This window comes from Streptomyces sp. NPDC014870 (assembly GCF_043081505.1).
GTDB lineage: Bacteria > Actinomycetota > Actinomycetes > Streptomycetales > Streptomycetaceae > Streptomyces.
This window is the reverse complement of record NZ_JBIBWQ010000009.1, coordinates 238910-262832: the sequence shown is the minus strand read 5'-3', so window position 1 is coordinate 262832 and position 23923 is coordinate 238910. Positions and strand designations below refer to the sequence as shown.

Below are 23923 nucleotides of genomic sequence, written 5' to 3'. Positions count from 1 at the left end.
CTGCGGTCGCGTCGGCTGCGCCGATTACACCCTTGACCCACCACCTCCGGTCGCCGGTTTCTACTCGGGGGGCGGCCGGGGGGCGTGGCCACGGGGAAGGGCGGGGATCGCTGCGGTGGCGGGGCCGGCTTTCGGCGCGGTGGGTGGGGGGCCGGGTATCGCTCCGGCCGGGGTGCGGATTACGGCCGGTGGGTGGGGGCTCGGTTCGCGGCCGAGGCGAGGAAGCACGTAGCGGTCGGCTCGGGGTGCGCGGCAGTGGAATGGGGCGGTGGCGGCACCGGCTCAGCGGCGGACGGTCGGCGTCGGGCCGGGACTCATGCCCCGCCGGTGACTGTCCGGTGGGTGGTGGGGTCGCCTGGGCTCGTCTTGTGGCCCTAAGTGCAACGTACTCGCGGTGACGCTCTGGATATGCCGGGGCGGAGTGCTGATTCGGTGTCTGGGGTGGGAGTTGGGTGCGGTTAGGGCGTCCGGCGGCTATCCCAGCGTCAGAGTGCGTAGCGGTCTGCCGGTCTCGGGGTCGACGTCGATGAGATGGACCTGAGCCTCTTCCGCTGGGTCGCCGGTGACGATACGTATCCGGTCGGGGCCCACCCAGGACGCTTCGTGCAGGCCGTTGGTGAAGTCGTCGCCGTTGAAGTATCCGACCTTCCAGCGGCGTTGGGTCGGGCCCCAGCCCTCGTCGACGTAGACCCACCAGAGCGGGTCGATCATCGCCGATCCCTCCTCGATCACGAGGTGTCGGTCCGGTCGGCCGGGGGCCGTTCTGTCCGACGTCTCCGAAGGGATGGAAGCGAGGAGGGCGAAGGGCACCGCCGCGAACGCCGCGAGCGCGGCCGCGATGCCGGTGAGGATGCGGACGGCCAGGTTGCGCACCCCGACGAACACGGCCGCCGTCAGCAATCCCACGACCAGCACGCCGAACAGCAACGGGTGATGGAACAGCTTCGCCACCAGAACCAGACCGCCGTCCTGGCTGCACCACCAGCCGGCCAGCTCGGCGAAGCAGACGAGTACCGCCGCCAGCACAAGGGTGCGGGCTCGCTTCCGGGGATGCCGTGCCGTCGTTTCCACTGTGATCCTTGCTGATGGGCGGTCGGGTCACGTGAGTGTGGCGCACCCCCACCGGGCGGCTGTCAGCGGGGCATGAGTCCCGGCCCGACTCCGACCGTCCGCCGCTGAGCCGGTGCCGCCACCGCCCCATTCCACTGCCGCGCACCCCGAGCCGACCGCTACGTGCTTCCTCGCCTCGGCCGCGAACCGAGCCCCCACCCACCGAGGCGAGGAGTCCCCTTGCCGAAGCGATACCCCGCCCCCACCCCACCGGGCCGCAGGTCGCCCTGCCGCCGGAGCGATACCCGGCCTGCCCGCGTGGCCACGCCCCCGGGCCGCCCTCCGAGTGTGAAAGGGCGGGTGGAGGCGGTGGGTCAAGGGTGGCCGTAGGCCATCGCGGAGCGACGCGACCGTAGGGAGCGCCCTTGAGGCGCCGGTGGAACCCGCCACACTCGGAGAGAGGGCGGCCCCACCAGAGACTCACGAGGGCGGTTGGCCCGGGGCCGGTGGAGACCAACCAGGGTGGGCGGTGGCTGTGCGAGTGCCTGGCCGGCTGGTCCCCGACTCGGTTCAGTCAGCGGGATTCCGTGACGCCCTCGATGAACGTGGCCCACGCGGCGGCCCGAAACGCGAGCTTCGGGCCGTCGGGGTTCTTGGAGTCCCGGACGGGGATGACGCCGGGGTGGTGGACGGAGACCTCCAGGCAGTCGCCGCCGCTGGCATCGCTGAATGAGGACTTGCGCCAAGTGGCGACCTCGACGCAGTCGCTGCCGTCGCCCGCGCTGTAACTGGATTTGAACCAGACGGCAGTGCTCAGGTCGTACTCAGGAGCGTTGATCTTCATGGGCGTAATCCTCCGCCACGGACTCGATCAGAGCCAGGGAATCGCGGGGTGACAGCGCGGATGCGCTGAGGAGTTCGTAGGTGAGAGTGTGGCGGGCGACGGTGGCAGGGTCATCCTCCAGGCGGCCCGACCCGAGGCCCTGCAAGTACGCCAGGGGAGGGGCGTCTTCGAAGTACATCAGCTTGAGCGGCCCGCCCAGAGATGCGTGAGCACCCGCCGCGAACGGAAACACCTGCACAATCACTCTGTGGCGCCGTACCAGTGCTGCCACGTGCCGTAACGCCTCGGCCATCACAGCCGGTCCACCCACCACCTGGCGGAGCGCCGCCTCTCCCAGCACCATCCACAACAACGGCTTTGTTGGGTCGTCCAGCAGCCGGGCACGAGCCAGCCTTCCCTCGACGAGTTCGTCGATCTCTGCCTCGGTGGCCGTGGGTCGATACGCGCGAAACAGCTCCCGTGCGTACGCCGGTGTCTGCACCAAGCCGGGGATCAGCAGTGGTTCAAACTGCTTGATCGTCTCCGCGATCGCTTCCGCCTCCGCCGCCTCCGCGAAGTGGTCCGGGTACTTCGACTTGTTCGCCGCCCCGCAGTTCCGCGTGAAGAAGCCGCCCGTCCCCAACACCTCGTCCAGTTGGGACGCGATCTCCGGGCGGATCCGTCTCGTACCCGCCTCCATCTGGCCGATGTACGAGCCGCTCACGAAGAGCGCCTCGCCCAGCGTTTCCTGGCTCAGGCCCTTTCGGTCCCGCGCGTGGCGCAGTTCCGCGCCGATTATCGCTCTGGGTGAGGTCGACGGGTCTGGCTTCCTCGGTCCGGCCATGGCCATGGTCATCAACTCCCGCTTGCACATATGGGGTTGTTGGGGCTGCACCACTGTTCCCCAGTCTTCTCCATCCGGACACTCGGTGTAGTCGAAACCGATACACAGAGTGGAAAGGCCCGTAAGATGCCCACTTCGCTTGAGCGTCTCCAAGCCGTTCAGGAAGTCGTCCGTCAGCTCAAGGGTGAGTTCGACGCCCTCGGCGTCGCCCTGCCCTCCCTCGGGGTCGACCCGCTCACGATGGCTGGGACGGGGGAGGCGTATCCGCTGGTCGAGCTGGGGCGGTGCAATCTCGACACCGCGTTGCGGCTCGCGGCCGTCCTGAACGAGGTCCGCCGGTGAACGCCGGGGTGAACGCCGGGGCGTACGTCGTGGATGCCCGTGACGGGCGGATCGGTCGGGTCACGGGGTTCGTGGGGCCCTGTGTGCAGCTGAGGCCGCCCGGTGGTGGGCGGGAGTGGGACTGTCCGGCCGAGATGCTCAGTCCCGCACCGCCCGGGGACGTGCTCCGGGCCCGGGTGCGGGCGGTCAACCGTGACGGGAGACTGCCCTGAAGTCCCCAGTCGGCAGGTGGGGTTGACCCCACCTGCGATCCGCCTGCCGACCGGATGGGGCGTAGGTGGCTGATCGAAGAGGCTGCATCCATGACGACTTACGGACGCACCAGCCTGGTTCTCGCCCTCTCGGCCGCCGCCGTCGCGGCCACCCTCATCGCCGCCCCCGGCGCCACCGCCGCGGCGTCCGCCGCGCCCGGCCTCGACTGGTCGCCGTGCGGGCCCGTCGGTCTCGGGCAGGAATGCGCCACGCTCTCCGTGCCGCAGGACTACGCGGACCCGGCCGGGCCCCAGCTCTCCCTCGCTGTCTCCCGGATCCGCAGCGAGCGGCCCGAGGCGCGGCGCGGGACGCTGGTCGTCATCCCGGGCGGGCCGGGCAGCTCGGGGGTGCAGCGGCTCTCGCAGAAGGGGGCGGCGCTGAAGGCGGAGCTGGGCGGGGCGTACGACCTGGTGGCGTTCGACCCGCGCGGGGTCGGCGGGAGTTCGACCGCGAACTGCGGGCTCGACCCGGAGGACCGGCGGATGGTGACCCTGCGGTCGTGGCCGGCCGCCGACGGGTCGATCGACGAGAACGTCGCGCGGTCCCGGCGGACCGCCGAGGCCTGTCTGGCCAACGGCGGCGAGCGGTTGCGCAGCTTCACCACCGTGAACCAGGCCCGGGACCTGGACCGGTTCCGGCAGGCGCTCGGGGAGGAGAAGCTGTCGGCGTGGGGGGTGTCGTACGGGACGTACGTGGGGGCGGTGTACGCGACGAAGTTCCCGCACCGCACGGACCGTTGGGTCCTTGACAGCAGCGCCGACCCCGACCCGCGGCGGGTCGCCCGGGGTTGGCTCGCGGACATGGCGAAGGGCGCGGAGGACCGCTTCCCGGACTTCGCGAAGTGGGCGGCGGACCCGGCGCGCGGGGAGCTGCGACTTGCCGAGCGGGACGGGGGCGTAAGGTCGTTGATCCTGGATCTGGCGGCCCGCCTGGACCGTGAGCCGAAGGAGTCGACCACGCCGGGTGTCCCGCTGACGGGGAACATCCTCCGTCAGGCGCTGCAGAACGCGCTGTACTCCGACACCGCGTTCGCGTCCTTCGCCCAGCTCGTCCAGGCGGCCCGGGACCCGAAGGTCACGCCCGTCCTGCCCGCCCAGTCCTCCGCCGCCATGCCGGACTCGGACGCGGCGCTCAGCGTCGCCGTGATCTGCAACGACGTGAAGTGGCCGGCTTCGGTCCGCGCCCACGAGCGCGCCGTGGCCGCCGACCGCGCCCGCCACCCGCTGACGGCGGGCATGCCGGTCAACATGACGCCCTGCTCCTTCTGGCAGCCTCCGGCCGAGAAGCCCACCCGGATCACCGACCGGGGCCCCTCCAACATCCTCATGATCCAGAGCCTCCGCGACCCGTCGACCCCGTACGCGAGCGGTCTGAAGATGCGCGAGTCCCTGGGCGCCCGAGCCCGCCTGGTCACCGTCGACCAGGGCGGCCACGGCATGTACCTGGGCAACGGGAACGCCTGCGGCAACGCGGCGGTGACGACGTTCCTGAAGACGGGGGAGCGGCCCGCGGGGGACGCGTACTGCGGGTAGGGCGTCAGAGGGGGTGGGACGTCAGACGGGGTGGGACGTCAGAGGGAGTGGGGCGTCAGAGGGAGTGGGTCGGGCGGCGCCGCGCCAGCCAGGCGCGGGCCTCGCGGAGTTCGCGGGGGCGGTAGCCGGGGCCGCCGCAGCAGGTCTTGTGGAAGCCGACGCCGGCGTTCAGGAGCAGGGTGAGCGTCCGCCAGGCCGCCTTGTCGCGGCGGGGCGGAGGGGCGAAGGCGGAGCCGGCGTGGATCATCACGCGCGCGCAGCGCGGACACCGGCGCTCGCGCCAGGAGTCGTACGGCTGCTTGTACGAGGCGCGGCACGGCAGGCAGACGTAGGAGGTCTTGCAGTGGCCCATGGCGGCAGCGTAGGGGCGTCCTGGGTGGCGTGCCACCGAGTTCTCGTGGGGTGGGGGAACGGCTGAGGGCCGCCTCCGGTTCGTGCCGGGGGCGGCCCTCAGCCTTGGTGTCGTCCTCGTGTCGTCGGACGTCAGACCTTCGCCGGTTCCTGGACCGGGGTCGCGGGCGTCGGGCCGCCCGAGGCGACCGGGACCTCGACCGGGTCCGTGTCGACGTTGAACTCCTCCAGGAGGCGGGCGCTGAAGCCCCAGAAGTACGTCGCCACGAAGCCCACCGCGTAGCCGACCAGGAGGCCGCCCGCGTAGATCGCGATCGTCTCGCCGAGGCCCTTGTTGCCGTCGAGGAGCGGGAAGAGGGCCCAGCCCGAGGGGCCGATGGCGGTGGAGCCGACCTTGTCGCCCAGCATGTTGAAGAGGCCGATGAAGCCGCCGCCGAAGGCGCCGCCCACGCAGGCCGTGACGAACGGGCGGCCCAGGGGGAGGGAGACACCGTAGATCAGGGGCTCGCCCACGCCCAGGAAGCCGGCCGGGAGGGCGGACTTGATGGTGCGGCGGATGGAGCCGTTGCGCGGGAGCTTGAGGTAGACCGCCATGGCCGCGCCGACCTGGCCCGCGCCCGCCATCGCCAGGATCGGCAGCAGGACCGTGAAGCCCTGCTGCTCGATGAGCGTGGTGTGGATCGGGATCAGCGCCTGGTGAAGGCCGAGCATCACCAGCGGCAGGAACAGACCCCCGAGCACGAAGCCGGCGCCCGCGCCCGCGTTGGCCAGCAGCCAGTTGGCGAAGTCGCCGATCGCGGTCGAGATCTCACCGGCCACGAACATCAGGCCGAAGATCGTCACCAGGCCGGAGACCAGGACCGTCAGGGTCGGGGTCACCAGGACGTCCAGGGACTCCGGGACCCAGCGACGGCACCACTTCTCCACGTAGACGGCGAGGATCGCCGCGCCCAGCGCGCCCAGCACGCCGCCCTGGCCCGGTGAGAGCGTCTGGCCGAACGCGTCGATCTTGGCGACGCCGGGGAAGACGATGATCGCCGCCACCGCACCGCCCAGGATCGGCGTACCGCCGAACTCCTTCGCCGTGTTGAAGCCCACGAACACCGCGATCAGGGCCATGAAGCCGCTCGCCATCGCCGCCAGGGCCGGGGTGACGCCGGGCAGCCAGCCCAGGTTGATCAGGAGGCCGTTCAGGCCGGCGATGATGCCGCAGCCGATGAGCGCCGGGATCAGCGGGACGAAGATGTTCGCGATCTTGCGGAGGAAGAGCTTGAAGGGGGTCTGGTTCTTCGCCTTCTGCGCCGCCTTGATCGCCGCACCCTGCGCCGCCAGGTCGTCCGCCGACGGCTTCGGGGCCGCCGCCACCAGCGCCTCGAACTCCGGTGTCACGCGGGCGACCGTGCCGGGGCCGAGCACGATCTGGTACGTGTCGTCCTCCACCACGCCCATCACGGACGGCAGGGCCTTGAGGGCCTCGTCCTGGACCAGGGAGCGGTCCCGCAGACCCAGCCGGAGCCGGGTCATGCAGTGAGCCACCGAGTCGATGTTCTCGGGGCCGCCGACGAGCGGGAGGATCGCGGCGGCGATGGCGCGGTTCTTGTCGTCTGTGCTCATGTGCGGTGGTGCCTTGCTGTGCGGGGGTGGGGAGGTTCAGGGGCGAGCGGAGGTCGGGAGAGGTCGGGGCAGGCGGCGGTCAGGGCGCGGTGAGGGCGGCGCGGAGGTGGCCCTGGGTGTCGTGCAGCCGCTGGTCGGCGGTCTTGGCATCGATGTCGGCCAGGATCATCAGGATCGCGGTCTTCACCTCGCCGTCCGCCTCGGCGAGCGCGGTCTCGATCTGCTCGTCCGGCGCGCCCGTGGCGAGGGCGACGATCCGGCGCGAGCGGGCCTGCAGCTTGTCGTTGGAGGCGCGGACGTCCACCATCAGGTTTCCGTACGTCTTGCCCAGCCGGATCATCGTGATCGTCGAGATCATGTTGAGGACCAGCTTCTGGGCCGTGCCCGCCTTCAACCGGGTGGAGCCGGTGAGGAGTTCGGGGCCGGTGACGACCTCGATGCCGTGCTCGGCGGCCGCGGCGAGTGCGCTGTCCGCGTTGCAGGACAGGCCGATCGTCAACGCGCCCTTCGCGCGGGCGTGTTCGACCACTCCGATGGCGTACGGAGTACGGCCGGAGGCAGAGATCCCGACCACCGTGTCGTCCGCGGTGAGGTCGAGCGCGTCGAGGTCGGCCGCCGCGAGTTCCTTGGAGTCCTCCGCGCCCTCCACCGCCTTCACCATCGCCGACGGGCCGCCCGCGATCAGGCCGACGACCTCCGAGGGGTCGGTGTTGAAGGTGGGCGGGCACTCGCTGGCGTCGAGGACGCCGAGTCGGCCGGCGGTGCCCGCGCCCGCGTAGATCAGCCGGCCGCCGCGCGCCATGCGGGCGGCGGTGGCGTCGATCGCGGCCGCGATCAGTGGCAGCTGTTCGGCGACGGCCGCCGGGACGGTCCGGTCCTCGTTGTTCATCGTCCGGGCGATGGTGAGGGTCGGGAGCTGGTCGATCTCCGCGAGCTCGGGACGGAACGCCTCGGTGGTGAGGGTGGCCAGCTGGGCGCGGAGTTCCGAGTACGTGGCGGAGGGAGCCGAGGCAGCGGAGGAAGCGGAGGAGGAGGTGGAGGAAGCAGAAGACACGTGCGGCTCTTTCGCGTTTCCGGGTTTCTGGGTTACCGGGTGCGGGGTGAGTGGCGATGGGCCAGGGCTTCGTACGAGGCCGCGAGGGCAGGGGCCGCCGTCTCGTACGTACGTTGGGTGACGCAGGTGAACAGACAGTCCACGACCAGGAGTTGGCTGGTGCGGGACGACATGGCCGCGGGGCGCAGTTCGCTCTCGCGGGCGGTGGAGGTGGTGAGGATGTGGTCGGCGTACTGCGACACGGGCCCGTCCGGGCGGCCGGTGATCGCGACGGTCGTCGCGCCGTGGTCGAAGGCGACGCGCAGCGGCTCTATGACGTCGCCGGTCGAGCCGGAGTGGGTGATCGCGATGGCGACGTCGCCGGAGCGGAGCTGCACGGCGTTGGTGACGGCGAGGTGCGGGTCGCTGTGCGCGTGCGCGAGGAGGCCGATGCGCAGCAGTTTCTGGACGAGGTCCTGGGCGACGAGGCCGGAGGCGCCGACGCCGTAGACGTCGATGCGACGGGCGGCGGCGAGGGCGGCGACGGCGGCGCCGAGCTGGACGGTGTCCAGGCCGGCGGCGGTGTCGGCGAGGGTCTGCTGCTCGTCGTACGCGAGCTTGGCGACGACGTCGGCCACGGGATCGTCCACGGCGATGTCGGCGGTGACGGCGGGCGCCCGGCCGGACTGCTGCTGGGCCGCGAGGCCGGCGAGGGCGAGGCGCAGGTCGCGGTAGCCGGGGTAGCCGAGGAGGCGGGCGGTGCGGACGACGGTCGCCTCGCTGGTGCCGGTGAGCTCGGCGAGGCCGGTGACGGTGAGGGCGGCGCAGCCGGCCGGGTCGCCCGCGACGGCCTCGGCCACGCGCTGCATGGACCGGGTCATGGACGGCGCGAGCGTCCGCACCTTGGCCGCGAGTGCGGCGGGCGCGGGCGGTGCGGCTTCCTGCCCGGTCCCGGTCCCGGTGCCGGGGGCAGGGGCAGGAGCGGGGGCGGGAGTGGAGGGGGACGCGGCGGAGGGCGGGGTGCCGGGCGAGGGCACGGACCCGACCTGGCCGCTGAAACTTTCCTTCACGTCATTGGTCACACCTGAAAGATATTTTCGGCGACGGGAAGCGTCAAGACCCCATGAGTCCCGTGAAGTCCCGTGAAGTGTCCCGTGAAGTCCCGGCACGGTCCCGGATGCGGCAGGGACCTTCGCCCCCGAGGCTTGTCGGGTGACAATGTGCGCATGGACGACATCGACCCCCTGGAGCAGGCATTGCACGCCGCTCGCGCCCTGGTCCTCGCCGATCTCGCGGCGCGCGACGTGGCCGCCGCGGAGGTGGTGTCGATGGTCGAGGACGCCGTCACGCACCGGCGCTGGTGGGTCGAGCAGTGGCCCGACGGCATCGCGTACGTCTCCGGTCTCGTCGCCCAGGACGTCCAGGACGCCCTCCTCGAACGGTACGGCCGCTGGCCCCTCTGCCCCGTCTGCGCCACGGGCGACCCGCACGCCCTGGACGTCGAACCCGAACTCGGCCCCGACCCGCACTGGGTCTGCGGCAAGGCGGGCGTGGTCGTCGCCCCCGTGGGCGGCCTGACGTGACCCTCTACATCGACCCGCCGACCTGGCCCGGCCACGGCCGCATGTGGTCCCACCTGGTCAGCGACGTCTCCCACGACGAGCTCCACGCCTTCGCCGCCACGATCGGCGCCCCGCCCCGCGCCTTCGAGCGCGACCACTACGACATCCCCTCCGACCGCTACGCGGACGCGGTGGCGGCGGGCGCGGTCGAGGTCGGCTCGAAGGAACTCGTCCGGCTCATCACGGACGCGGGACTACGGCGGCCGAAGGGCCGACCGGGGGAGTGGCCGCCGGAGGCGTGACGGGGGCGTGACGGGGGCCGTCCGGCCCTCGGCCCCGGCCCGCCCGGAAAGCCTCATCCGTCCATCTGGCGCAATGCGGCCGGAACCCTCGGCGCTCTTCCCCGCCCCCGCTAGGGTGCGGCGGGAGCTGCACAGGCCGAGACACGGGGGGTCCGATGTCGGTGGAGATCGTCACCGCGGCGGCGGGAGTCGTCGGCAAGGCCACCGCGAAACCGCTGGCGGACGCGGCGATGCGGCGAGAAGCGGTGATCCGGGCGCTGAAGGCGGTCCGGCTCGACCCCAAGACCCCGCCCCAGGACTTCTTCAGCCTCTACGCGTACACGCTCATCGAATACTGCATCGGGCGCTCGCCGTCCGTAGCCGCGTTCTTCCGCGACGCATATGTGCGGGACGCCTTCCACAGCTCCTTTTCCTCAGGGAACTGGAGCCGGCTGCGCGAAGAGGCCACCGAAGCCGTCGCTCGTAACCGCGAGACGATGGAATTCGGCCATCTCGACCACGGATTCGAGGAGCACGTCGACGGCTTCCTCGCCGCCTTCCAGTCGCTGGTGGACCGCAGCCGGGCACCCCACGAGACGCGCATGGAGCAGAAGGTCGACGCCCTGCTGGAGCAGGTGAGCCGGACCCGTGTCGACGAGGAGAGCCACCGCGCGCGCACCGAGCCGGGGCGGTCCGAACTCTCTCCCGCGCAGCGGCTCATGCAGGACGTGCACGAATGGTTCACCGCGGTCGGCTACGACGTACGGCGCACCTGGGAGCCGGCCCAGGACTGTGTCGCCCTCCTCGTCGACATCCCGCAGCGCCGCCGCGGGAAGTTCGACCGCACGGTCATGCTCTGCGTCGAGGGTGAACTGCTCCCGCACCACATGCGCCTCCTGGGGGAGCTCGTCGCCTCGGAGACCGCCGCGGAGGGGTGGGGGCTCGCCCGTCTCCGGGTCAGCGAGGCGGCCCGTCGGCACGCGACGGGCAGCGATGACGTGCTGTTCTGCTACTCCTTCGACGAACTCGTCGATCTGGAGGCCGACTTCGAGCCGTACATCGAGTGGATCGAAGCCGAGGTGCGCCGCCGGGGTGTCGACTCCCGGTACGTGCCGGTCTCCTGTCGCAAGGAGGAGATCGACCCGGCGACGCAGCGTCCCCTCGACACCAGCACCTACGACTGGCGGGACGGCGGGCTCGGCGCGTACGTGGAGGGCTGGCTGCAGGAGCCCGCGAAGCGGCACCTGTCCGTGCTCGGCGAGTTCGGCATGGGCAAGTCGTGGTTCGCCCTGCACCTCGCGGGCGAGATGGCCCGCGGCTGGCGCGACGCCAAGCTCAAGGGGGTGCCCCGCCCCCGGATCCCGCTGCTGATCCCCCTGCGTGACTACGCCAAGCAGACCACGGTCCAAGGTCTGCTCTCGGAGTTCTTCTTCAACCGACACAAGATCGATCTACGGAGCTACGACGTCTTCCGGGTCCTCAACCGGATGGGCCGCCTCCTGTTGATCTTCGACGGCTTCGACGAGATGGCGGCGCGCGCGGACCGGCACACGGTGATCTCGAACTTCTGGGAACTGGCCAACGCCGTGGAACCCGGCGCCAAGGTTCTGCTCAGCAGCCGCAAGGAGCACTTCCGCGACGCGGACGAGGCGCGCGACCTGTTCGGCGCGAAGGTGGGTGTCGCGGCGACCGCGCTGCCGAAGGACGGACCGGCCTTCGACATCGTCGAACTGGTCCGGTTCGACGACGAGCAGATCGAGCGCATGCTCCGGCACGACCTCGCCGAGGACAAGGTCCGTCTGATCATGGCCAACGAGGACGTACGCGAGCTGATGGGGCGGCCCGTCATGTCCGAGCTGGTCATCGACGCGTTGCCGGAGATCGAGCGAGGGGCCGAGATCGACCTCGCCCGCATCTACCTCTACGCGATCCAGCGCAAGATGGACCGTGACGTGAAGGCCGAGCGCACCTTCACCTCGCGCGGGGACAAGCTCTTCTTCCTGTGTGAGGTCGCGGAGGAGATGCTCTCCACCAACAGGCTGAGCCTCAACTACCGGGACTTCCCCGACCGTTTGAGGTCCTGCTTCGGTGCTGCGGTGCAGAGCGCGAAGGACCTGGACTTCTGGGAACAGGACATGCGCAACCAGGGCATGCTCGTGCGCAATGCAGACGGGGACTACGGGCCCTCCCACAAGTCGCTCCTTGAGTTCCTGGCCGCGTTCAAGTACGCGGCCGAGCTGGGGCTGCTCGGCGGGGACTTCCTCGCTCTGATCCCCACGGCGGGGACGCACGTCGAGAAGGAGGAGGCGGCGGAGACGGAGGAGGAGTGGACGTGGTCGCGGTTCTTCGCCGCCCGGTCCGCCGAGGGAGAGTTTCCCCCGCTCAAGGGATTCACGGCCGAGCCCCCGGCCGTGCTCGGCGCGACCTTCGGCGTACTGGAGCAGAACGAGGCGGTGTACCAGTTCCTCGACACGATGGTGCGCGAACGGGAGGACCGCAGGGAACGGCTCCTCGACGTGGTGCGGGCGACCGTCGAGGTACAGGAGTCCACGGGCAGACTCGTGGCCAACTGCCTGAACCTGATCCTTCAGTCCGGCGGGAGTCTGGAGCAGGCTGACCTGAGCGAGGTGGACCTGCGGGACTTCGCCCCGTGGGGCGAGAACCGAAGGGCTTCGCTGGCAGGGGCGAACCTGCGCCGAGCGGATCTGCGCAAGTCCGAACTCCATGGTGTGGATCTTTCCGGAGCCGACCTCACCGGCGCTCGGCTGCGCGACGGCGAGCTGCTGGACGACGGCTGGTTCGGGCAGCCGGTCCTCGCGCACAGCAGCGGGGCCGTGGTGGTCGCCGGACGTACCGAGGTGCTGCACTGGCCGGCGGGACGGCTCGACGAGCCGCCGCTGAGTCTGCCGCTCAACGGGGATTCCGAAACGGTACGACTGTTCGATTGGGACGCCACGACCTGGTGGTGTGGTGACGCCACGGGCGGCCGTCTCATCGACGCGACGACGGGCGCGGTGGTCCGGACGGTCTCGGCCGACGAGGGTGCCCAGCCCGTGCTGTGGCGAGGGCGCCGCGACCTGGCGGAGTACCACTTCCTGGATGGTCGGCTCACCGTCGTGGAGTCGGAGTCGGGGCGGCTGGTCCACGAGGTCGACTTCCCTCCGCTGCCGCGGACCAGGACGACGGTGTTCATGCGGGGAGGGAACGGTCTCGTCGTCCTGGCCCAGGACGACGACCACCTGCACGTGCTCACCGCCGGTGGCGACGAGGGGGAGGGCTGGCAAACCCTCCGGACGGAGGAATGCCCGCCGAGCGTCGGCAGGACCATGCTGAACACGACGTCGGACAGTGCTCTGCTCGTGCTGGACGACCGGGCTGTCGCGGCCGTGGACGCGTGGGGGCCGACCGCCCTCCTCGACGGCCGGGGGCTGCCGTTCCCGCTGCCGCTTGACGGACACACCGAGGCGTTCGTCTTCCGAGCCTCCTCGCAGATGGCGGCTCTGTCGATCGACGGGAGCCTGTACGCCTGGCGTCTCGAACCGTCCGTCGTCCCTGAGCTCGCCTGGAGGATGCCGCCGGTGCCCAGCGGGGTCCGGGCCCTCAGGTCCGCCCAGGACGGCAACCGGCTCGTCGTCCTGACGAACATGGGCGAGCTGTGGACGTGCGACTTCCGTACGGGCGAGATCCTCTCCCGCACGACGGTTGGCAGCCGCCTCCGGGGCACCCGGTTCTCGGTCGACTGCGGCCTCGACCCGGCGGAGCTGGACGCGATCCGCAGGGTCGGGGGCGTCGTGGAGGGCTAGGGTCTGTCCGGCGGATCAGGGCCGGACAGGCCCTACGAGGTACGGCAGGCGGCGAGGTCGTCCTGGGGCACGGGGGACGAGGTCGCGGAGGCGACGACCTTGCTGCGGGATGTGCGGCGGGTCAGCCGGAGCGACAGCCCGACCGTGCCCAGGGCCACCACCGCCATCGCCGCGCCCGCCCAGGCCGTCGAGGCGAAGCCGAGGCCCGCGTCGATCGTGGTGCCGCCGAGCCAGGGGCCTGCCGTGTTGCCCAGGTTGAAGGCGGCCGTCGTCGTGGCGCCCGCGAGGGTCGGGGCGGCGCCGGCCACGTTGAACATCCGGGCGTTGAGGGCGGGGGCCGTGTAGAAGGCCGAGACGCCGAGGAGGAACGAGAGAGCGATCACGGCGACCGGGCTGGAGGCGAACAGGGCCAGGGCGACCAGGAAGACCGTCGAGGCCGTGATACCGCTGAGCAGGACTCCGAAAAGGTGCGCGTCCGCGACCCGGCCGCCGATCATCGTGCCGATCAGGGCGCCGATGCCGAAGAGGCCGAGGATCGCGGAGACCCAGCGCGCGTCGATCCCGGCCACGCTCGTGATGACCGGCGAGAGGTACGAGAACGCGCAGAACACGCCGCCCGCCGCGAGCGCCGTGATCACGATCGACAGCAGCACCTGCCGGTCCCGGTAGATCGCCAGCTCCCCCTTGAGGCGCGGCTTCGTCTCCGGGAGCGGGATGTGCGGGATCCGGGTGACCACGCCGACCAGGGCGATCGCGGAGGCGACGCCGACGGCCCAGAACGCGGCGCGCCAGCCGAGGTGCTCGCCGAGGAAGGCGCCCGCCGGGACACCGAGGACGTTGGCGATCGAGAGGCCGCCGATCATGACCGCCATCGCGCGGGCCCGAGCGCCGACCGGCACCATCGCGATGGCGACGGCCGCCCCGACGGCCCAGAAGCCGGCGCAGGCGAGCGCGCTCAGGACGCGGGAGGCGAAGAGGACCGCGTAGTTCGGCGCGAGCGCGCCCGCGACCTGGCCGATCCCGAAGACGGTGATCAGGGTGACGAGCGTCGTCTTGCGGGGGAGGCGGAGGGTCGCGACGGCGAGCAGCGGGGCGCCGACGACCATGCCGATCGCGAAGGCCGAGATGAGGAGCCCCGCCCGGGGTATGGAGACGTTCATGTCGGCGGCGATGGACTCCAGGAGCCCGGACAGCATGAACTCGCTCGTGCCGAGCGCGAACACCGAGAGGCCGAGGATGTAGACGGCCAGCGGCATGCGGGTGGAGGCGGAGGCGGAGGCGGGGGCGGACGGGGGAGCTGTCTCGGCGGGGGTTGACGGCATGACATGCGTCAACCCGCAGGTCACCCCTGTCATTCCCCGGCGCCGGAGTGTCTCGCCATACGGACACCGGCCCGCCCCCGCCCGGAGGCAGGGGCGGGCCGGCGCCCGGTGTTGTCAGGCGATGTGGTGGCCCGTGCCGCCGACGTACGGCAGGGAGGCCAGCTGCTTGCCGCGCAGCGGCGCCTTCCAGCTGCCCGTGCCGCCGTAGAGGTACTGGGCGCCCGTCGGGCTGCTCGCTACGAGGTCCGGGCGGCCGTCCCGGTCGCCGTCACCGATGGCGACGAGCTGCTGGTACGTGTTCCAGCCGGCGCCGACCTTCGTACGCGGCGTGAACGTGCCGTCACCCCGGCCCGTGTACAGCCACAGGACGCCGGTCTTGTCGCGGGCGAGCAGGTCGCCCGCCGGTCCGCCCGCGATGTCGCCGACGGCCACGAGGTCGTTGTAGATCTCCCAGCCGCTGCCGATCTTCGTCCGTCCGGAGAACGGGGTGGTCGCGGAGCCCGTGCCCTTGTAGAGCCAGAGCGCGCCCGCCTTGTCGGTGGCGACCAGGTCGGGCCGGCCGTCCCCGGTCAGGTCGCTGCCGGCCGCGATCTTGTCGTAGATCTGCCAGCCCGCGCCGACCTTCACCCGGGTGGCGAAGCCGCCGCGGCCGTTGCCCTGGTAGAGCCAGAGCACGCCGGTCTTCTCCCGCGCCACGAGGTCGCCGACGGCCGAGCCGCCGAGGTTGCCCGTGGCCTCGATCCGGTCGTAGATGTTCCAGCCGCCGCCGATCAGGCGACGCGACTGGGCGGTGAGCTGGCCGAAGTCCTTGTAGTAGGTGGTGTCGCTCGTCCACAGGCGGCCGGAGGGGTCGCGGTTGAGCACATCGGCGCTGCCGTTGTCGTCGAAGTCGTGCGGCGCGGTCTTGCGGACGACCTTGAAGGTGCCGGAGGCGGAGGTGTCCGGGCCGATGCCGTTGAGCGGCTTCGCCGTCATCTCCCAGGTGTAGTCGCCGTTGTAGGCGTTGGTGAAGTCCGCTCCGATCTGGCCCTTCCAGTCGACCGTCACGCTCGGGGTCTCCGGGTAACTCCGGCTGAATTCGCGGCTCAGTCCGGTCCGGACGTGGCGCAAGGTGATCAGCACCTCGACGCTGGTCCGGGAGAGCTGCCAGGTGAAGCTCGCCGTGCCGTCGTTCTGGTCGAGGTCGACGCTGGCCGGGATGTTGTTGGCGCCGATGACGACGTGCGTGGGCTCGCCGGTGGTCGCGACCTGGGTCACGACCGGGGCCGCGCCGTTCGCGCCGGGCGCGAGCTTGTACAGACCCTCGCCCTGGGCGAGGGTGCCGCCGCGGACGTACAGGGCGTCGGGGGCGGCGGCGGACGAGGTGAGGTGGTCGAGGAGCTTGACCTTCGCGCCGGTCTTCGGGTCGTACGCGGTGAGGGCGTACAGCGGGTTGATGTCGGTGTTGGCGATTCCGCCCGCCTCGCCGTACACCACCCAGCCGCCGACCAGGCCGATCTGGAGGTCGCTCGTCCAGCCCGTGTCGGTCGGGACAATGGTGACCTTGTTCGTGGCCCGGTCCAGGAGGAGCACCATGGGCTGCCTGGTGTTGTCGCCCTCGGTCCAGGCGACGTGCGTCTCGGAGACGGCGATGTCGCCGCCCGCCGAGCCCTCCGCGCGGTCGTGGATCTCGTCGACGGCGCCGGTGGCGAGGTCGAGCAGGCCCCACTTCTTCGCCGTGCCGTCGGTGAAGGTGACGAGGGCGTCCTCGGGCGTACCGGGGGCGACGTAGATGCTGGTCGCGTCGGCCGGGAGGCCGGTGACGTCCACCGTGCCGCCCTCCGTGTCGAGCCGGTGCATCCGGAGGTTCGTTCCCTTGGCGGACTTGGTGAAGGCCGCGTGCCCGGCCGAGCCGGCGTACATGATGCCGTCGGCTTCGAGCCCCACGCGGATCTTGAGCGTGGCGTCGGTGCTCAGGTTCTTGAGCGTGAGGAGCCTCTGCTCGTCGGAGACCAGGTAGTCCGTGGTCCGCGAGGAGCGCAGGTAGTTCCACCAGCCGAGGCCCCGCGAGGAACCGTCGGCGTAGCGCGTCCAACGCTGGTCGGACGTCCCCTTGGCGCGCGAGAAGAAACCGGTCAGCCCGGCCTCCGTCAGCCTGGCGTCCTTCGGGAACGGGACCGGAGCCGCGTCGTTCGTGGCGTCCGTCCGCGAAGCCGTCCCGCCGTTCGCCGCGCCGTTCGCCAGGTCGGCGGCGTTCGTGGCGCTCGCGGGCAGCGTGGTCAGCGTGCCCGCCCCGAGCGTGACGGCCAGGACGGTGGTGGCGGCGGCCAGGAGCCGACGCCGGGTCGAGCGTGAGCGTGCGTGAGGCACGTGAGGCACGTGAGGTTCCCCCTCAGATGAAACAGAAGTGTGCGGGCGCACCAGGCGCCACCTGAGGAGACTCACGAAACGGCGGAAAGTTGTACGAAGATCGGGCGCGTTTTCGTCAGGCCTCCAGGCCCGCCAGCTCCCCCTCCATGTTCCGCCGCGCCCGCGCCTCCCAGTGCGCCGCGCCGTACGCGGTCCGGAACAGGCGTGGCAGGGCGAGGAGTTGGCGCAGGACCGCCGCGCGGCCCTGGCGGAACGCGTCGTCCGGGACGAAGCTGTACTCCTCGCGGACCGCGCGTACATACCCCCCGTACGTATCCTCGTCCGTCGCCAGGATCGCCAGGTCCGCGTCGCACAGGATCTCGCCGTCGACATCGCCGTCCGCCGGGTCGTGTGTCACCGTCAGGCGGACCAGGCGGGCCACCTCCGTCACCTGGTGCGGTGTCAGGCCGGCTTCCGTCAGGGCCTTCTCGGCCAGGGTCGCCGAGCGTTCCTCGTTCTCGGAGCGGTCCGGGCGGTAGACCGCGTCGTGGAACCAGGCCGCCAGCCTGATCAGCTCCACGTCACCGCCCTCGTGCGGCAGTTCGTCGATGCGGTCGAGGACCGCCTTCAGGTGGTCCACCGTGTGGTAGCGGCGCTGCGGTTCCGACCAGCGCGCCAGCAGGTTCCTGCCGTACGGCTCCGGGGGCGGGCCCTCGCCTCCTCCCCTCGCGGTCAGCAGGGTCGACGTCCAGCGGGTGAGGAGTGCGTCGTGTGCGGCCGGGTCCACGTCTGAGGTCATGCCGGGAATCATCCCTCGGATCCTGGCCGTCCACTCCGCCTTACATACCCCCCATGGGTATGCTACGGTGCTCCGCGAAGGTACCCCCTAGGGGTATACGTCGAGCGAAGGAGCAGGGCAATGTCAACCGTCAATCCCCGGCGCTGGTGGGCACTTGTCGTGCTCGCCGCCGCCCAGTTCATGGTCATCATGGACACCTCGATCATCGGCGTCGCGCTGCCCGAGATGCAGAAGGATCTCGGCTTCACGCAGAGCGAGCTCTCGTGGATCTTCAACGCGTACGTCATCGTCTTCGGCGGGCTGCTGCTGCTCGGCGGGCGCCTCTCCGACCTCGTCGGAGCGCGGAAGATCTTCGTCACCGGCTGGGCCGTAACGATCGCCGGATCCGTGGTCGCCGCCGCCGCGCAGACCGCCTGGGTCGAGATCGTCGGCCGCGCCGTCCAGGGTGTCGGCGGTGCGCTCATCGCGCCCTCCGCCATGACCCTGCTGATGATGCTCTTCATGCACGACCCGAAGGAGCTCGGCAAGGCGATGGCGCTCTACGGCGCGGCCGCCCCGGCCGGCGGTACCGCCGGTGTGTTCCTCGGCGGTGTCTTCACCGAGTGGATGAGCTGGCCGTGGGTCTTCATCATCTACATCCCGATCGGCCTCGCCACCCTCGCCGCCACCAAGCTCCTCCCCGACGTCCAGTCCCGCCGCGGCTCCGTCGACATCCTCGGCGCCGTCGCCGTCACCGCCGGTCTCGCCCTCGCCGTCTTCGCCGTCGTGCGCGCCCCCGAGGTCGGCTGGGGATCGACCGGGACCGTGCTGCAGCTCGTCGGGGCCGCGGCCCTGCTCGTGGTGTTCTTCCTCGTTCAGAAGGGCGTGCGCGAGCCGCTCATGCCGCTCTCCGTGTGGCGCGTGCCGCGCCTCGGCTCCGCCAACCTGGCCATGACGCTGCTCGGCGCCGCGTGGATCCCGATGTGGTACTTCCTCAACCTCTACCTCCAGCAGGTCCTCGGCTACGGCGCCTTCGCCTCCGGCGCCGCCCTGCTCCCCATGACCGTGCTGCTGATGATCTTCATGACGGCCATCACCGCACGCCTCATGGGCCGTTACGGCGCCAAGCCGCTGATCGCCGGCGGTCTGCTGGTCCTCGCGGCCGGGCTGGTCTGGCTCGCCGCCGTCCCGCCGACCGGCACCTTCCTCGTCGACGTGCTGCCCGCCTCGCTGGTCGCCGCGCTCGGCATGTCCCTCGCCTACATCCCGGCGATGATCGCCGCGATGTCCGGCGCCCCGCAGGAGCAGGCGGGTCTCGCCTCCGGCATCGTCAACACCACCTACAACGTGGGCTCCGCCCTCGGTCTCGCCGCGCTCACCGCGCTCGCCATGTCCCAGGGCGCCGACCGGCTCGGTGACCTCCCCGCGCTGACCGAGGGCTTCTCGGCCGCCTTCGTCGGGGCCGCCGTCATCGCCGCCGTCGGCGGTGTCGTCACCCTCCTCGTCATGAAGAGCGACAAGGCGCTCGCCGCCGGTGCGCCCGCCGAGTCCGCCCCCGCGGGCGACAAGGTCTCCGCCTGACCGTCCCCGTACGCCACATCCCAGGGGCCGTCCGACTCGTCGGGCGGCCCCTTTCCCGTACCGGAGTACCGGAAGAACCGGGAGGCTCCTCATCTACCGCTGAAACCGCTGAAACCGCTGAAACCGCTGAAACCGCCGAAACCGCTGAACCCGCTGACCCGGCGCGGGCGCTCGTTCGGCCGTCCCGTCGTGCGGGAGGGGTGGGCGGCTGGTGAGCTGGTGGGGATGCCATCCCCTACGTACGGGAGCAACAGCATGCCGGTCATCGTCACCGTCGAGATTCCGGGCGGTACACAGGAGATGTACGAGCGGGTCAACGACCAGATCAACGCCGCGCCCTGGTGGCCGCCCGAGGGGTTCATCGCCCACGCGGCGGGGCCCGACGGGAGCGGCGGCTGGCGGGTCGTGGACTTCTGGGAGTCCCGGGAGGCGTTCGTCGCGTTCACCGAGCAGGCGGCGTCGATCTTCCAGGCGGGCGGGATGCCGTCGATGATCCCGAAGGTCCAGGACGCGGTGAACGTCATCACCCGGTAGACCACCGCGCCGGGAAAATGCGTTGCCGGGCCGACGTACCGGAGGCCACCCTCGGCGCATGACTTCCCATCCCCTCTCCCCGGCGCACCCGGTCGCGGACCTGTTCTCCGCCGAAGGCCGCCTGAAGGCGATCCCGCGCAGGGCCCCGCGCCGTGCGCAGCTCCTCGCGCACCTGGCCGAGACCCTCTTCGAGCCCTCGCGCTCGTACAGCGAGCGCGAGGTGAACGAAGCGCTGCTCACCGTCCACGAGGACTTCCCGGCGCTGCGCCGCTATCTCGTGACCGGCGGCGAACTCTCCCGTACGCGGGACGGCTCCGCCTACCGTCGTGCCCGTAGCCTCCACCAGCAGCAGCCCGGCTCCCCCGGAGGCGCGATCCCCGCCGTCGCGTGAGCGCGGCGCTGGTGGCCGGCCTGCTGGCCGGTTACGGCATCGCGATCCCGGTCGGCGCGGTGGGCGCCTGTCTGGTGGCGGTCACCGCCCGCGCGGGCTGGCGTACGGGAGCGGGCGCGGCCCTCGGGGTCGCGACGGCGGACGGGGTGTACGCCCTGGTGGCCGTCCTCGGCGGCTCGGCCCTCGTCCCGCTGCTCGCCCCGGTGACGACCCCGCTGCGCCGGGCCTCGGCGGTGGTCCTGGTCGCCCTGGCGGCGCACGCGGCCTGGACGGCGATCCGCGCGTACCGTGCGCGGGAGCGGGCCGCGCGGGACGACGCCCACGAGCGGCGCCCGACCCCTCTGCGGGCGTACGCCACCTTCCTCGGCATCACGATCCTCAACCCGATGACCGTGATCTACTTCGCGGCCCTGATCCTCGCGACAGGGCCGGACGGCCCCTCGACGCCGCTGGACCGCACGGTCTTCGTTCTCGCGGCCCTGGCCGCGTCGGCCAGCTGGCAACTGTTCCTGGCCTCCGGCGGGGCGCTCCTCGGCCGCGGCCTGACAGGCCCGAGGGGACGCCTCGCGACGGCCCTGGTGTCGAGCACCTTGATCGCGGGCCTCGCGGTGCACCTCGTGAGCTGACCGGAACCCTGAAAGGATAGTTTCCATATCCTTTCAGGGACGGGGGAGTTGGCATGGCGGGGGCTGTCGGGCAGCTGGTCGGTGGGCGCTATCGACTGGTCGAGGCGGTCGGGCGCGGCGGCATGGGGCGCGTGTGGCGGGCCCATGACGAGGTGCTCGACCGCGCGGTGGCGGTCAAGGAGGTGCTCTTCGAGGCCGTACCGCCGGAGCTGCGCGCGGAGTTGGTCGCCCGTACGGAGCGGGAGGCTCGGACGGCGGCGCGGCTGCGGCATCCGGGGATCGTGACCGTGCACGACGTGACGGAGTTCGAGGGCGCGCCCTGGATCGTCATGGAGTTCGTCGAGGGCCCGTCGCTGGGGGCGCTCGTGGCCCGTGAGGGCCGGCTGTCGTGGGAGCGTACGGCCGCGATCGCCGCCGCCCTGGCCGACGCCCTCGCACACGCGCACGCGGCGGGGGTGGTCCACCGGGACCTGAAGCCGGACAACGTGCTGCTGGCCGACGGCGGTCGGCCGGTCGTCACGGACTTCGGGATCGCCCGGGTCCTGGACTCCACGCAGCAGCTGACCCGTACGAACACGGTCATCGGCACACCCCAGTTCATGCCGCCCGAGCAACTGGAGGGCAGGCCGGTCGAGGCGGCGGCGGACATGTGGGCGCTGGGCGCCACGCTGTACGCGGCGCTGGAGGGCCGTCCGCCGTTCGACGGCCCGTCGCTGACCGCGATCATCGTGGCCGTCCTCACCCGTCCCCTTCCGGAGCCCCGGCATGCCGGGCCGCTGGCCGAGCTGCTGTCGGCGCTGATGTCGAAGGCGGCGGAGGACCGCCCGGACGCGGCGGCGGCGGGGGAGTGGCTGGCGAGGCTGCGCACGGAGGACCGGACTCCGCGGGATCCGCGTGTCCCGCGTTTCCCCCGGGTGCCGACCGTGCTCGACCTGCCGGTGGACGCCCAGGAGACGGTGACGGCGGCCCCCGCCCCTGCCGGCCCGGTGTCCGCCCCGAGCCGTCGGAAGCTGCTGATCGGCGGTGTCGCGGCGGTCCTCGGTGCCGGCGGGGCGTCGGTCGCGGCGGTCCGGCTCGGCGGCCGGAAGACCGGGGACGGCTCAGGGCGGAACGGCGAGGGCGGTGCGGGGACGTTCCCGACGACCCAGACCGTTTCCCTGCCGAGCCCCTCAGGGGAGATCACCTCGGTGGAGTTCAGCCCTGACGGCAGGACGATCGCGGCCGGGACGAGGGCGAGCGCCGTCCATCTCTGGACCAGCGCGGACTTCGCGACTGCTCCGGTGCCGCAGACGATCACCACGGATGCGTACACCGCGGAGGAGGTCGCGTTCAGCCCGGACGGCACGATCCTCGCCACGGCGGCCAACGAGCGCACCGTCCAGCTGTGGGACACGGCCGTTCGGCGGGCGCTCGCGACGCTCACCTGCCCGCCGGCGAAGCTGAACTCGAAGGACGTCGGTCAGTACGTGTCGACCCTCGCGTTCAGCCCCGACGGAAAGCTGCTCGCCGTGGGCGGAGGCGGCACGGGCACCGTGTGGCTCTGGGACGTCCGTACCCGAAGGCTCGTCGCGACCCTCGACCGGTTCGTCGCCACCCCCTCGGCGATGGCCTTCTCCCGCGACGGCAGGACGCTGGCCGTCGGCACGCACGACGAAGGCGTGATGCTGTCCGACCTGACGCCGGGCAAGCCCCTTGTCGTCCTGCGCGATGCCCCGGAGGACAGGAACGGATGGATTTACGGGCTGGGGTTCAGCCCTGACGGCACGAAGCTCCACACCCTCGCCGAAGACCTCGAGGAGTGGGACGTCACCACGCGCAGGCGTACCGCCTTCACGGGCTTCGCCCTGGGCGCCAGGGACGTCGCCTTCGGCGAGGACGGGAAGACCGTCGTCACGGTCGGCGACCGGCTCGAGCTGTGGGACTCCACGACCCGGACCGAGCGACAGACGATCACGGAGTCCGCCAGGGCCGACACGGTCGCCCTCAGTCCCGACGGCCGGTTCATCGCCGTCGGGAGCGAAGGGACGGTCGACCTCTACCGCCGGACCTGAGCTCGCCCCTGTGCGTCCTACGGCGCCCCGAGCGGCTGGCGCGCCGCCTCGGTGTGCAGGACCGCCTCGCCGTTCTCGTCGATGACGCAGCTCTCGGTGGCCGCCTTCGCCCTGAGTCGGGAGCGCACGTCGCTCTGGTCGCCCGCGATGCAGAACTCCGCCCGCAGCGGGGCCGTGCCGAAGTAGACGCCGTTGTCGCCCGGGCAGTCGAACACGGCCGGGTTGGGTGCGGCGCAGCTGCTGCCGGCCGGAGGGTCACGCCGCTTGGGGTGGGTGAACCCCGCGCAGTGCACCATCTCGTGGATGAGCGTCTGGGAGATCTCCTCGTCGCCCTGCGGGAAGAGGACCCCGAAGTTGACGTTCAGTTGCGAGCCGCCGACCGTCGCGCTCGCGTTCACGCCGGCCTGGTTGAGGGTCGTGTGGTGAATGGCCCGGTCGTAGGCCTGGTGGAGTTTCGTCCGCTCGTCCGCGGACAGGTTGCCGCACGCCGCGATGCGCGTCAGCGCGAACCTGTGCCGGTCGAGGGTGCGCTGCCGGTTCGCCGCGGAGATGTCGCCGGCGAAGGTGAAGTGCCCGAGGGAGAAGTTCATCGGGAACCCCGGCCCCACCGTCGTGCCGTTGATGTCGTGTGCCCAGACGCCACCATCCTGGGTCGTCACGATGATGCGGTTGCCCGCGGTGACGACGAAGCGGTCGAACGCCCCGTTGAAGGCGACCTTGGATCCGCTGAAGGCGAAGCCTTGGCCGACGGTGTTGCCGTTGATGTCGTGGCCGAAGACGCGGCCGTCGTGGGTGATGACGATGATGCGGTTGCCCATGGTGACG

General features: G+C 71.4%; 22 protein-coding genes. 11 read left to right on the top strand and 11 right to left on the bottom strand.

Features of this window, described 5'->3' with window-relative positions:
* Positions 1-474: 474 nt before the first annotated feature.
* The 3 genes from ACF09C_RS25955 to ACF09C_RS25945 form a co-directional block, all read right to left on the bottom strand.
* On the bottom strand, positions 475-1071 hold the full coding sequence (locus ACF09C_RS25955) for a hypothetical protein (protein ID WP_392094744.1): 597 nt from the start codon (positions 1069-1071) through the stop codon (positions 475-477).
* A 553-nt stretch (positions 1072-1624) separates the two neighbouring features.
* Entirely contained in the window at positions 1625-1894 is a 270-nt protein-coding gene (locus ACF09C_RS25950; protein WP_392094742.1) for a DUF397 domain-containing protein, read from the bottom strand.
* Positions 1875-2717 (bottom strand): helix-turn-helix domain-containing protein, encoded by an 843-nt coding sequence (locus tag ACF09C_RS25945; protein ID WP_392094975.1) that lies wholly within the window; start codon positions 2715-2717, stop codon positions 1875-1877. Before ACF09C_RS25945 ends, ACF09C_RS25950 begins: the two co-directional genes overlap by 20 nt.
* A 126-nt stretch (positions 2718-2843) precedes the next feature.
* Here ACF09C_RS25945 and ACF09C_RS25940 point away from each other — a divergent pair, with 126 nt between their 5' ends.
* From ACF09C_RS25940 to ACF09C_RS25930, 3 genes are all read left to right on the top strand, one after another.
* Positions 2844-3059 (top strand): hypothetical protein, encoded by a 216-nt coding sequence (locus ACF09C_RS25940; protein WP_392094741.1) that lies wholly within the window; start codon positions 2844-2846, stop codon positions 3057-3059.
* Positions 3056-3271 (top strand): hypothetical protein, encoded by a 216-nt coding sequence (locus tag ACF09C_RS25935; RefSeq protein WP_392094740.1) that lies wholly within the window; start codon positions 3056-3058, stop codon positions 3269-3271. Before ACF09C_RS25940 ends, ACF09C_RS25935 begins: the two co-directional genes overlap by 4 nt.
* A gap of 90 nt (positions 3272-3361) precedes the next feature.
* Positions 3362-4843 carry an alpha/beta hydrolase gene (locus tag ACF09C_RS25930; RefSeq protein ID WP_392094738.1) on the top strand — a complete coding sequence of 494 codons (1482 nt, stop codon included), beginning with the start codon at positions 3362-3364 and terminating at the stop codon, positions 4841-4843.
* Positions 4844-4898: 55 nt separating this feature from the next.
* Here ACF09C_RS25930 and ACF09C_RS25925 read toward each other — a convergent pair whose 3' ends face one another.
* The 4 genes from ACF09C_RS25925 to ACF09C_RS25910 all read right to left on the bottom strand — a co-directional run bounded on the left by ACF09C_RS25925 (position 4899) and on the right by ACF09C_RS25910 (position 8743).
* Positions 4899-5195: a deoxyxylulose-5-phosphate synthase gene (locus ACF09C_RS25925; RefSeq protein WP_392094736.1), complete on the bottom strand. Its 297-nt coding sequence runs from the start codon at positions 5193-5195 to the stop codon at positions 4899-4901.
* Between the two features lie 131 nt (positions 5196-5326).
* Positions 5327-6808, bottom strand: coding sequence for a PTS transporter subunit EIIC (locus tag ACF09C_RS25920; RefSeq protein WP_392094735.1), 1482 nt, complete (start codon positions 6806-6808; stop codon positions 5327-5329).
* 79 nt (positions 6809-6887) lie between these two features.
* Positions 6888-7862, bottom strand: a complete 975-nt coding sequence (murQ, locus tag ACF09C_RS25915) for an N-acetylmuramic acid 6-phosphate etherase (RefSeq protein ID WP_392094733.1) — start codon at positions 7860-7862, stop codon at positions 6888-6890.
* A 32-nt stretch (positions 7863-7894) separates the two neighbouring features.
* Entirely contained in the window at positions 7895-8743 is an 849-nt protein-coding gene (locus tag ACF09C_RS25910) for a MurR/RpiR family transcriptional regulator (protein ID WP_392094973.1), read from the bottom strand.
* Positions 8744-9067: 324 nt separating this feature from the next.
* Here ACF09C_RS25910 and ACF09C_RS25905 point away from each other — a divergent pair, with 324 nt between their 5' ends.
* The 3 genes from ACF09C_RS25905 to ACF09C_RS25895 all read left to right on the top strand — a co-directional run bounded on the left by ACF09C_RS25905 (position 9068) and on the right by ACF09C_RS25895 (position 13487).
* On the top strand, positions 9068-9424 hold the full coding sequence (locus tag ACF09C_RS25905; protein WP_392094731.1) for a hypothetical protein: 357 nt from the start codon (positions 9068-9070) through the stop codon (positions 9422-9424).
* Positions 9421-9705 carry a DUF4031 domain-containing protein gene (locus ACF09C_RS25900; protein ID WP_362420299.1) on the top strand — a complete coding sequence of 95 codons (285 nt, stop codon included), beginning with the start codon at positions 9421-9423 and terminating at the stop codon, positions 9703-9705. The genes ACF09C_RS25905 and ACF09C_RS25900 overlap by 4 nt, the downstream gene beginning before the upstream one ends.
* Positions 9706-9860: 155 nt before the next feature.
* Positions 9861-13487 carry an NACHT domain-containing protein gene (locus ACF09C_RS25895; RefSeq protein ID WP_392094729.1) on the top strand — a complete coding sequence of 1209 codons (3627 nt, stop codon included), beginning with the start codon at positions 9861-9863 and terminating at the stop codon, positions 13485-13487.
* 32 nt (positions 13488-13519) lie between these two features.
* Here ACF09C_RS25895 and ACF09C_RS25890 read toward each other — a convergent pair whose 3' ends face one another.
* The 3 genes from ACF09C_RS25890 to ACF09C_RS25880 all read right to left on the bottom strand — a co-directional run bounded on the left by ACF09C_RS25890 (position 13520) and on the right by ACF09C_RS25880 (position 17936).
* Positions 13520-14743, bottom strand: coding sequence for a Cmx/CmrA family chloramphenicol efflux MFS transporter (locus ACF09C_RS25890; protein ID WP_392094971.1), 1224 nt, complete (start codon positions 14741-14743; stop codon positions 13520-13522).
* A 180-nt stretch (positions 14744-14923) separates the two neighbouring features.
* A complete protein-coding gene (locus ACF09C_RS25885) occupies positions 14924-17158 on the bottom strand; it encodes an FG-GAP repeat domain-containing protein (RefSeq protein WP_392094727.1) in 2235 nt (744 codons plus the stop codon).
* Positions 17159-17273: 115 nt separating this feature from the next.
* Positions 17274-17936, bottom strand: coding sequence for a hypothetical protein (locus ACF09C_RS25880; protein ID WP_392094726.1), 663 nt, complete (start codon positions 17934-17936; stop codon positions 17274-17276).
* Between the two features lie 120 nt (positions 17937-18056).
* Here ACF09C_RS25880 and ACF09C_RS25875 point away from each other — a divergent pair, with 120 nt between their 5' ends.
* The 5 genes from ACF09C_RS25875 (at position 18057) to ACF09C_RS25855 (ending at position 23098) form a co-directional block, all read left to right on the top strand.
* On the top strand, positions 18057-19496 hold the full coding sequence (locus ACF09C_RS25875) for an MFS transporter (protein WP_392094724.1): 1440 nt from the start codon (positions 18057-18059) through the stop codon (positions 19494-19496).
* A gap of 255 nt (positions 19497-19751) precedes the next feature.
* Entirely contained in the window at positions 19752-20030 is a 279-nt protein-coding gene (locus ACF09C_RS25870; RefSeq protein WP_392094723.1) for a hypothetical protein, read from the top strand.
* 58 nt (positions 20031-20088) lie between these two features.
* On the top strand, positions 20089-20421 hold the full coding sequence (locus tag ACF09C_RS25865; RefSeq protein ID WP_392094721.1) for a DUF2087 domain-containing protein: 333 nt from the start codon (positions 20089-20091) through the stop codon (positions 20419-20421).
* On the top strand, positions 20418-21047 hold the full coding sequence (locus tag ACF09C_RS25860; protein WP_392094719.1) for a LysE family transporter: 630 nt from the start codon (positions 20418-20420) through the stop codon (positions 21045-21047). Before ACF09C_RS25865 ends, ACF09C_RS25860 begins: the two co-directional genes overlap by 4 nt.
* A 53-nt stretch (positions 21048-21100) precedes the next feature.
* Entirely contained in the window at positions 21101-23098 is a 1998-nt protein-coding gene (locus ACF09C_RS25855) for a WD40 repeat domain-containing serine/threonine protein kinase (protein WP_392094717.1), read from the top strand.
* Positions 23099-23115: 17 nt separating this feature from the next.
* Here the strand turns inward: ACF09C_RS25855 and ACF09C_RS25850 are convergent.
* A partial coding sequence (locus tag ACF09C_RS25850; RefSeq protein ID WP_392094715.1) for a hypothetical protein occupies positions 23116-23923 on the bottom strand: 808 nt, incomplete at its 5' end.